The sequence below is a fragment of the Microcoleus pseudofavosus SVA1_A4 genome (assembly GCF_036700565.1).
Classification (GTDB): domain Bacteria; phylum Cyanobacteriota; class Cyanobacteriia; order Cyanobacteriales; family Microcoleaceae; genus Microcoleus.
In genome coordinates, this window is sequence record NZ_JAUBPE010000002.1 from 19560 (window position 1) to 28893 (window position 9334).

At 41.0% G+C, this 9334-nt stretch carries 3 protein-coding genes and 1 pseudogene; 1 reads left to right on the forward strand and 3 read right to left on the reverse strand.

Going from position 1 to position 9334, the window contains the following annotated elements; all coding sequences use genetic code 11:
• Positions 1 to 10: 10 nt before the first annotated feature.
• Positions 11 to 2356: a tetratricopeptide repeat protein gene (locus QUA02_RS01040; RefSeq protein WP_333024585.1), complete on the forward strand. Its 2346-nt coding sequence runs from the start codon at positions 11 to 13 to the stop codon at positions 2354 to 2356.
• A 271-nt stretch (positions 2357 to 2627) separates the two neighbouring features.
• Here QUA02_RS01040 and QUA02_RS01045 read toward each other — a convergent pair whose 3' ends face one another.
• The 3 genes and pseudogenes from QUA02_RS01045 to QUA02_RS01055 form a co-directional block, all read right to left on the reverse strand.
• Entirely contained in the window at positions 2628 to 6743 is a 4116-nt protein-coding gene (locus tag QUA02_RS01045; protein WP_333024588.1) for a glycosyltransferase, read from the reverse strand.
• A gap of 71 nt (positions 6744 to 6814) precedes the next feature.
• Positions 6815 to 8611, reverse strand: a complete 1797-nt coding sequence (locus QUA02_RS01050) for a twitch domain-containing radical SAM protein (protein WP_333024590.1) — start codon at positions 8609 to 8611, stop codon at positions 6815 to 6817.
• Positions 8612 to 8638: 27 nt separating this feature from the next.
• Positions 8639 to 9334: pseudogene (locus tag QUA02_RS01055) on the reverse strand (hypothetical protein); the annotation flags it as partial.

The window sequence follows — 9334 nt, forward strand, 5'->3', positions numbered from 1 at the left end:
CGCCGCCCATATGCCATCAACAGTGAATACAGAATCAACAGCGGTTCAATTTAACCAACAGGGAGAAATATACTTATCCCAAGGAAAATTAGAAGAAGCGATCGCCTCCTGCGAGCAAGCTTTGAAGATTCACCCCAATTTTGCACCGGCTTACAAGACTTTGGGCAACGCGCTGCAAGCTCAAGGCAGGATGGAAGAGGCGCGGCACTGGTACGCTAAAGCTATTGAAATAGAACCGAGTTTTGCGGAAGTATACGCGAATTTGGGCAGCATTTGGGCGCAGCAGGAAAAATGGTCGGAGGCGATCGAGTTTTACCAAAAGGCGATCGCGATTAAGCCGAATTTCGCGGGAGTTTACCGGAATTTAGCAAAAGTATTCGGACAAATTGGCAAACCGGCCCAAGCGCAGCAGTGCTGGTATCAAGCATTTAGTTTGGAACCGGAAAAAGTAAAGCCTTCGGAACACTTGAATATGGGCGATGCTTTTTTGCGGCAGGAAAAGTTTCCCGAGGCGGTATCTTGTTTTCAGCGCGCTATTAAATTAGACCCGAATTTGGCGACGGCTTACCAAAATTTGGGGGAAGCGCTGAAAAAACAAGGCAAAATGGAGGAGGCTACTGCATATTACCGCAAGGCGATCGAACTCAACGCAGCTCATGCGAGAAACGGCAGCGACGGACAGCATACTTTGGCAGCGGCAACTGCAACAAACGGTGCAGTTAAGCAGCAAGTAGCAACTGCTGTGAAGCCGGAAGTTAAGCAGCAGCAAGTAGCAACTGCTGTGAAGCCGGAAGTTAAGCAGGCAGTTAATTCTACAATTAATATAGAAGATCCAGAAGCATACAAAATCCTGGCAGAAGGCTATTTCGCTCAGGGGAAATTGGAACAGGCAATTTCTGCTTGTAAGAAGGCGCTGCAAATTAAGCCGGAAGCACCGCTTTACAAAATGCTGGGCAACGCCCTGCAAGCTGGCGGCAAAATTGATGAAGCTAAAAGTTGCTATGTCAAAGCAATAGAAATTAACCCAAATTTTGCCGAAGCTTACGCTAATTACGGTAGCATTTGCGCGCAGCAGGAACAGTGGCAGCAAGCGGTTTCTGCTTACGAAAAGGCGATCGCCCTGAAACCGGATTTTGCAGGTGCTTTCCGCAATTTTGCGAAACTGTTGACGCAGTTAGGGAAGTCGGAGGAGGCGGCCCAGTGCTGGTATCGAGCATTTGCGATCGACCCGAAATCCGGCACCGCCGAGGAACACGAGAATTTAGCCAAAACTTTGATCGAGCAAGGTAAGGTAAATCAAGGTATTGACTGTTACCGGCGCGCGGTTGAGTTAAACCCAAATGCAGGCGCAGCTTATCACGAATTGGGCGAAATTCTCAGAAATCAAGAACAGTGGGAAGCGGCGGTAGAAGCTTACAGCAATGCTATTAGAAATAATCCCGAACTTTCTTGGTCGCACAACAATTTAGCTGAGTCGCTGGTTAAGTTGGAACGCTGGGAAGAAGCGGTAGAGGCTTACAGGAAGGCGATCGAATTAAATCCAGATTTTAGCTGGTCTCACAACAATTTAGCCGATGTGCTGCTGAAGCTGGAACGGTGGGAAGAAGCTGTAGAGGCTTACAGCAAAGCAACAGAATTAAATCCCGATTTCAGTTGGTCGCACAACTATTTAGCAGACGCGCTGATTAAATTGGAACGGTGGGATGAGGCGATTTCGGCTTACCAAAGGTCGATCGAACTCAATCCCGACCATTTTTGGGCGCACAACAATCTAGCAGAAGCGCTGGTGAATTTGGAACGGTGGGATGAGGCAGTTGTTGCGTACCGGCGCGCTAACGAAGTTAATCCGAATTTCTTCTGGTCGCAGAGCAAGTTGGGCGACGTGCTGCTAGAAATGGAAAGGTGGGAGGAAGCGATCGATGTTTACCGGCGCGCTGCGGAGTTGAATCCTGATTTTGCTTGGACTTATTACAACATGGGGACGGCTTTTGAGAAGCTGGAACGGTGGGATGAGTCGATCGCATCTTACCGCTGCGCTGCGGAAATTCAGCCGGATTTGCCGTGGCTTTCGCAGAAGTTGGCTGATGCTTTGAGGATGCGATCGCAGTGGGATTTGCGGGATGCGATGGGTTTGTACCGGCGGGCGATTCAGGAGAATCGTGATGACGTGCAGTTGTATCACAAGGCGCTGGAGATTGCGCCGAATGATGCTGGGCTTTATGTTGAGTTGGCGGATGCTTTGGTGCGGAAGAATTGGCCGGATGGGGCGATCGTCTTTTATCAGATGGCGTTGCAGATTCGGCCTGATGACAAGGCTATTTCTGGGCTGTTAGAAGAGGTATTAAAGAGAAGGTAAGTGTGACGCAAGAGTTTGATCGGTTCAGTTGGCGGGTATTCTGGAAGCGCGATCGGACTGAGAAATTGCACAATTGTCGAGAAACCTTTAACGCGCGCGCCTTATGCCCGCCCGTTAAAGGTTCACTCTGTGCAGTACAGCCAATGGTTAGGGGCTGGTTTTGTAGGAGAATTGTTGGTATTCGGCACAATTCTTGGCTAAACCTGCCCCTAAAACCTATATTTATTGCAAATTAGGTATTGCTATTTTTCAGAAAGAACAGGGTTATGATCTAATAGAGTTGAGCTTTTAAGCGTTCTAACTCTGCCAGAGCTTGTTTGAGTTGATGCTGATATTGAGTTAGTTCTAGTTGAGATTGAATCAATTGTTGTTTCGGCTGACTTTGATTTGTAATTACTAATGCTTCTTGTCGATCAGACTGAAGAGCTAAATTTTGAGCTTCTATTACAGCCGAGTTACCTTTAGCATACGGGGTATATTTTCGGTAAATAAGCTCCCTAGTTTGGAAAAAATCAGCTCTGTTTTTGCTTGTTGTTGTACTTCCATCGTTTCTCCAGACAAATTCACAAGTAGTTGCTTTGATGTGTGCAATTCTAAACTTCCGAGATAGTCTTATCAGTAAGTCCCAGTCTTCATGAGTTCCTAGATTTATGTCGAATACTCCTACTTCATCCAAACAAAATTTTTCGTGCATTAGGCAAGGAATGGGAATAAAGTTATTAACTAGAATTTTATCATTGTCAAAATCTAAGGAATAGGGAACGGTGCGGTTAATAGTGACATATTTTCCATTTTGCTTTTGCTGTTCCGCCATCACAGCATCGGTATAAGCTGCTTTATACTCGCTATTTTCCAAAAAGTTCACTAGAGTTTCTACATGATTTGGATGGTAGGTATCATCATCATCTAAGTAGGCGATATATTTGCCACTTGCTGCATGAATTCCTGTGTTACGGGCGGCGGAACGATCTAGATTTTGATCGTGTTTCAGATAAATGATATTTCTCTTTAAGTTGAGGGGGTCGAGAACGTTTTGGACATCAATACCACCATCGTTGATAACGATAATTTCTATGTCTGAAAAAGTTTGATTTAGGACGCTTTGCACTGCCTGAGCAAGCATTTCGGGTCGGTCTTTGGTCGGGATAATGACGCTGACAAGGGGATTAATAACGTTTTGATAGAGATTTGCATGACTATTTACAGCTATAAGTGACCCTTCTACTGTGCGATATGGTAGCGCTTTCAAATCTGATATACAAATTGGCACCGGAACAGAACTCTTAGAGATCACACCTGACTGAGGGATACCGTATTCATTCAATATAATATCTGTTTCATCTGCTCCATAAGAAGATGGTGATGTTGACAATCCATTAGGATTATGGTAATACAAACCCAAGATATCAGGGAGACGAACAATATTTTCTTTTTTCCCAATTCGTAGCCAAAACTCATAATCACTGGCAGAACTAAAGTTTGCACGAAAATAGCCATATTTTTCGTGCACAGCTTTTCTCCACATTGGTTGTGAGCCTACGATGCAGCATCGTTCAAGTTCAGCATAATTAAACGGGGGCCAATTCCAGCGTTGAGAAGCTTGCGTTGTTTCCCACGTATCATTAGCAACGGTAGTAATCAACTGATCGGCATAAATTACACCTGTCTCTGCATGATTATCCAAGTAGCTAGCCATAACTTCAAGTGCATCAGGACGATGCCTGTCGTCAGTATTTGCATTAGTAATGTATTTTCCATGCGACATTTTAATTGCCCTATTCCAAGCAGCATAAACTGATTCGCGTTCTAAAGTTCGCTCATAAATAATATGGGGATATGTTTCTTGAAATTGTAAAACAATAGAGCGCTCATCTTGTTCAGAATTACTATCAATAACTATGATTTCTAGTTGATTTTTCTGATATAATGTTTGCCTTACCAAATCCTGCAAGCATCCCGAAATAAACATTTCCGAGTTGTAAGTAGATACAATAGCAGATACTTTGAATTGTGTTTCATTTTCATGTTGAACAACTTGCGTATTTCGATTAAATGTTTGAATGAATTGGACAGCTATAGCTAACAGATCATCTGACAGTGCTGTTGGATTTTCTTGAAGTTTTTTCTGAAATAAACGAGATAAATCCGTGTCGAAGAATTCAGTAAAGTGAATCCCCATTTTTTGCCATAAATCCTGACTATAATTTACCTGATGTTTGACATGGTAAGCTACATTAGTTACAATGTATTTCGTCACAAATTCCCGCTGTTGAACAACGAGCGGAACAAAATAATCCCACCAAGGAAGACCTAAACAAAACCTGGAAGTAGGAAAATGTTCTAACAATTGCTTATCAAAAAAGAACGCATCAAATCCATGAATATATGTTTCTCCACGCCTCTCTTCGGGAGAATTAACATCGACCCTTGAAGCTAAAACCATAGCATTTTTAGCTTGCTGACAAGCAAACACAATAAAATTTTTGTCAGCTTTCAGACAAATGTCTGAATTCACAATCCCGCAAATTTTTGTACCCCGTTCACGGAGATACTGAAAAATATCGTCAAGATAAATTAAAGGTCTGCCAGCTTCAAGCTGAGCGTCGCGCTCAACTGCGTGAAAAGTAACATTTTGGTAGAGGGGTTTTAACTGCTTAACTTCTTTATGATTATTTAATGAAACCACATGAAAACCTAGTGAAAGCCAGCTTTCTACAGCAGCCCGCTGATTTTCCACTTTTCCCGGCGCAATACTGGTAACTATCAGAACATCCCTATCTTGTAGTATTTTGTGCCTTTTTAATACAGACACTTCTGAGTTGAGAAGTTTAATAGGTTGTGGTGCTGAGTGTGAAAGGGTATATTGACCACTTGCTATTAATAGATGTTCTCTGTTAACTATGTCCTCTACTTCTCGTACATACTGTTCGTAAAAAACTCGTGAACGTTGAGTAGCATAGGTGCGGAAACCACCTATTAAATCATCAACCAGAAAAAGTTGTGCATGACGTGAAAAACGCATCCATAGATCAAAGTCGGCGGCTAGTTTTAGCTCCTGGTGTAATTTACTGCCAACTTTTTGCCAAATAGAACGCTTCCAAAAGGTGCTTTCCTGCTGAATAAATCTTCCTGTAGTTAAGGCTTCATTAAAAAGATAATTTCTAGACCATTGCCGGATAACTCCTTCAACATCTTCTAAAATTCCTTCTCTATTCCAAGTAGTAGCTCTGCCTGTAAGCCATTCTACGTGCTGATTTTTGGCGAAAGCGGCTGCAACCTTAAAAAAAGCATCGGGATGATATTTATCATCTGAATTAAGCCATGCCATGATCTCGCCGGTAGTCTTACTGAAGCCTTTGTTAAGTGCTACGTAATGACCACCATCAGGCTGAGTTTGCCAATAGGTAAGATATTTTTCATATTTTTTGATGATCATTAAAGATAGATCTGTACTACCACCATCCATAATGATGTATTCCAAGTTAGGATATCCCTGACTCAAAATAGAATCAATACATTCTTCTAAAAACTCACCCTGATTAAATGATGGTGTGACAATGGAGATTTTAGGCAAGGGAGAGTTGACTACAACACTAACATTGTTTGTCGAAGTTTTTGTTAACTGATTGACTAGCTGACTATCTTGACTTAGTAAAATTTCTTTTTGCTCATTTTTTTTCCATAATACATTATATGAAAGTGGCTTACCAAAATCCTCATAAGTGCATTGGGTGACGGGTTCCCACATCCCGTTATATGCAAACTCAGACATCACGTATAAGTCCGGATCTTCTTTCATCTGCGTAAATGGAATCATTTCATGCTGGAGCTTAATATGCTTGAAAATATAATAAAGGAAAGCATTAGTCCAAACACTATCTTTTTTGATCACAATATCAAAGCAATGGAGTGAAAAACCGTCGGGATTCAAAACCCGATTGATATCATCACAGATATTTTTAAAAGTTTCCTCAGTTTCTGGAACGTGTTCTAGGGCAGAAATACTAAACACACAATCAAAATAATTTGACGGTAGTTCAGCATTAAAGTGGCCCATATAGTCAAATATCAAGCGATAGCCTGTCGTAGTATTGGCTTCCCTCGGTCCATTCCCCGATCCCTCGAATTTGTCAATATTCCAACATTCATAATCTTGTTTTAATGCCTCAATAACACGAGAGTTACCTCCTCCAACTTCTAACACTTTTGATCCAGGAGGTACATTATTAACAATGAAATTGTAGGCAAGAAGATCCTGATATAACTTCAAATTAGCCAGGTTATGATCTACCCCAATATGTTCGCTGAACCTCGGAAGTTTATAAAAATGGCTTTGCTTTGAATAAGTGAAATCTTGAAAGTCATTCCACATAGTTTTAAGATTCATATTGACCTCGTGTTTTTTTTGATTAAAGTACATACTTAATTCCCCGACTCAAGCATAAATAATTAATTTTTTCAATTTATCTCCTCTGGCACTTTATCTGAATACATCTTTTCTGAAGTCCAGGCAAAACCGGATTCCTCAAAGAAAGAGGCAAGTCTTGGATAAGTATCATAAAAACTTTGTCCGCGTGAGGTATCTAGATCATTTGTAAATAACATAAAAGTTTTGAACGTTTCTATATTGCAATGATCCGGCCCCAACTCAAGGCACTCTACCATTGCCATAACATTTCCTTGATTGTGTGAACAGCAATCATTGTTTGCGTATTCTCGCAGGCGAGATGCTGCCAGTTGCCGAGCTTTGGGAGGCATAACTAATACTGATAATTGCCTGGGTCCATCAAGGAGCATTAGTGCAAATTTTATTTCTAGATCATCGCAAAATCTGCAAAAATTTACCATATTCAGTACATTATATATCTGAACCATAGGCACGGCAGTTAAATTAGCATTCGGTAACTTCCTCAATTTTAATATATTCTTACTAACATTCGACCAGCGCGAAGGATAGCGAATATATTCATAATCAGCCCCCATCCCATCCAGGCTCAAAGCAAAGTCGATTTGACGAAACTTAGAAAGCTTTGTCAAAAAATCATCTTTCACGATCGTACAGTTAGAGTTAAACTGTAAGGTAATATTTTTTTCAACTCCTTTCTCAATCAGAAAATCTATAATTTCTTCAACCTTGGGATTGATTAGCGGTTCACCTCCTGTAAAATAAAGCTCCTTAATAGCCTCTGACTGACCAAGAAATTCCTCAAAAATAAGAGAATCATTTTCAAACCAAGGAGCATCGTTAGAAAATCGACTAAAAACTAAGTTGGGAGATTTTTTTCCTTTTTTATCGTCATATTCTCTGCAAAGCTTAATTTCCTCCACCGCTACACCAAGATTACTATCCTGAAGGGTTGAAAAAGTTGGGCTAATGATGCATATTTGTAGATTCTCCTTGACGGGAAGTGAAGTAAGATCAAATTCTTGTACACACCTTCCACGAGGGGGAATACCATCAAAAACAGTTGCACCGTTAACCATAACCTTCAGCCAGCCATCAGGACCACTAAAGTGCCACAGTTTTAGAATCATAGACCGCAATTTAGTCCCGGTCTGTAGTGCTAAGTCAATAGAACCATCACCTTCAGTCCATCGTAGAGAACGCCCCTCAAACATTACAAAGTCACGAAAGCCTTGATATTTTACCCCTTTCAATGGATTGGGACCAATAACGACGGTGTCATCAATCCAGGATAGTAGACCAGCCTCTTGAAATTCTAAGTTCGGAGACCACTTGCTGTGAACTGGATCTTGTTCAATTTGGGAACTGTAAGAGCTATTACACATCCGACATTTCAAATTACACAAATTACCAAGATTAAATTGAATATACACCGGAAGATTTGATTCTATAAAAGAAGCAGCTATTGCTCGTTCTTTTTCTATGTCGATTGTTGTGCTAAATGTCTCCAACCATTTTGCATTAGATTGTGTTCTGTAGCTACCACCAATACGGGCTTCATCAGCGTAGCACCCCTGACAAGCGGAAACCTGTTCACCTGAAACCATTGCTGTACGAACGTTCTGCATATATTCTGAATTCCAAATATCCTTAACAGAATGTTCGTACAGCGAGTAGGGGCGACCATCACTGTCAGTAATCGAACCACTAGCCCTACAACAAATTTTTGCTGTCCCCGATGGGTTAATTTGCAAGTGTTTCCACGCCAGGACACAAAAAGTTTTACTCATGGAATTTATACCGTTAATTGATTTCAAATCTAAATTAAGTGAGAATAACTCAATCGTCATCCTGAAGTTACCTAATCACAACATTACTCAGTGCTTACTTACAGTAACTCTCTGTTGAATCAGCTTTTTCCACTCTGGCGAGTTAGTCAATGCGTAGCTATCAAAATCATGCCCCTTTTCTGATGAAAATTTAGCAAAACTTTCCAACCAGTTGACTACAGACTCGGTTCGTGAAATAGGTGTGAATTTTAAATACTCCTGCAAACACTGTTGCATTTTCTTCAAATCGCCACTTTGATAAGCATACCACGCATCCCACACCAGTAGTTTATACTGAGCATCATTTTCTAACTGAGATTCAGTGATTATGTACTGTTGTTGGAATTGAATTCTGACTAATTCTGCCTGCCTCAGAGATAATTTAGATTTTAATTCTTCTAAATCCACATGAGTTTGATGTAATTTAGACTTAGTTTGATCTGTTTGAAACTTTTCCTTTGTTAATTCCCCCTGAGTTTGATAAAGTTGAGATTGAGACTGTTCCAATTGTCTTTGAGTTTGTTGCAAGTGAAACTGATATTGTTCCAATATTTTCGCGGTCTGAGCTAAATGTTCGCTATACTGTTCCAATTCCCCCTGAGTTTGATGCAGTTGAGACTGAGACTGTTCCAATTCCCCCTGAGTTTGATGCAGTTGAAACTGAGATTGTTCCAATTCCCCCTGAGTTTGATGCAGTTGAAACTGAGATTGTTCCAATTCCCCCTGAGTTTGATGCAGTTGAAA